Source organism: Roseiconus nitratireducens (genome assembly GCF_008629675.1).
GTDB classification, from domain to species: Bacteria; Planctomycetota; Planctomycetia; order Pirellulales; family Pirellulaceae; genus Stieleria; species Stieleria nitratireducens.
Window position 1 is genome coordinate 1 of the sequence record NZ_VWOX01000056.1, and the last position, 1,608, is coordinate 1,608.

The window sequence follows — 1,608 nt, forward strand, 5'->3', positions numbered from 1 at the left end:
GGGCTCACTGTTCCACACATTCATGTCCGGGAAAATTTTTTTGATTCTGGTCCGAAGGCCAGCCAGCCGGAGGACAGGCTGTGAGTTTGCTGGAGCCCGATCCACAGCGTTTTCGGTCCCGGGTGGCTGTTTTCGCTCGGACGATCGATGTAGCCGCCAAGTCTCGCGATCATTTTGATCATCTCGTTGAGCGTCGGTGGCGCCTTAGGGAGACGAAAATCGGCCCGTTGGTGATGCAGCACCGTGTAAACCGACTTCCACTCACTGGAGTCGAACACCATCTCGCAATTCAGATCCGGACACGTCCGCCCAACTTGTGTCAGGTACAGAATGCGCCAGGCGATCACCGAATACAGTGCAATCGCGTTCATCGACCGGGGAAGATTCCGCAAGTAGCGCTCTTCAATTCGGCAGCCCGACTTGAGCGTGCGAAAGAAGATCTCGATTTGCCAGCGAATGCAGTAGATGTCGATCACGCGTCGGATCGCATCGACCGAGTCGATTGGAAGCTGTGTCACTAACAGCCAAACAATCGGCTGGGTACCTTCGGGAGGTGAGACTTCTTCGCAGAGGACCAAGTTCACGTCCACCGTGGGAAGTTTTCTGTCCGGACGCCAAGGTGCTTTGAGCGTCACTTTTGCCGCTCGAATCTCCAGTTCAGCCGTGCGGGCCTCGCGATCCCCTTCGCGTCGTGAATCTTTCTTACTTCGGAATTTAGCCCGACGCCGGCTCACCTTGACCTGAGAGCGCTCAATGCACCGAGTCCCCCGAACCGATTCGAACCAATCGGTGTCTTGTTCCGTCGTTCGGTCTTGTCCGGCGCGAATGACGAACTGGAAATTCGCTGGTTTTTGCCCGGTGCATTCGGCCAGCACCTCGTAAATGTCAGATTCGCTGTCGGCGACGGCAATGCATTGAGTGTCCGGACACAATTCGGCGACCTCAGCGGAGGCGTGAATACCTTCAATCCAACGGACGCTCTCTTTTTGTTCGATGGGCGTTTCACGCCGCTGTTTAGCCTTCTCGGTTTTTGAGAGGCGAGACGGTTCCTCGTCACGAGTCCAGTGTTTCTGCCAAACCATCCCCAGGGCCAATGACTGTTCGGTAAAGGCCATCAGGGGGTGATAGAAAACACCGTACTGACTGTCACAACCCAGGTAGCCTGCGCCTTGGACTTGCTCCGTTGGCCGGGTCAGATTGACCTGAGTCGTATCTTGAACCAACACGATCGACGATGCTTGAGAAACTCGCTCGAGCGTCGCTTCCCGATGTGGAGCGAGAACTTTCTCAGGGGAAACACGATCGTTATCGAAGAATCGATAAGCGGCTTCCCATTCGGCGCGAGAGTCTGCCGCCGCAGGAATACTCTCACTGGGCTTGCTCGCCAAAGTATGGGCGAGGGACTTCAGACGTCTATTGAGTCGTTCGTCACCCAGATCGGCGCCAAGAAATTCGTCTACAATCGTCTCCACGATTCACCCTTCCGTGCAACGTACCGGTTTTCCGAAATTATCACCGGTGGCATCTTTCCCACCGACGGCAAGAAGTCCAGCCCGTCTTTCCAGTAGCATTTGCAGGCAAATGCTCGGATTTGTGTGGAACAGTGAG

Annotated in this window: 1 protein-coding gene; it reads right to left on the reverse strand. The window is 55.3% G+C overall.

The genetic code is table 11. From position 1 onward, the window contains the following. Positions 1 to 20: 20 nt before the first annotated feature. Positions 21 to 1,472 (reverse strand): IS4 family transposase, encoded by a 1,452-nt coding sequence (locus FYK55_RS28660; protein WP_161604829.1) that lies wholly within the window; start codon positions 1,470 to 1,472, stop codon positions 21 to 23. Positions 1,473 to 1,608 lie beyond the last annotated feature (136 nt).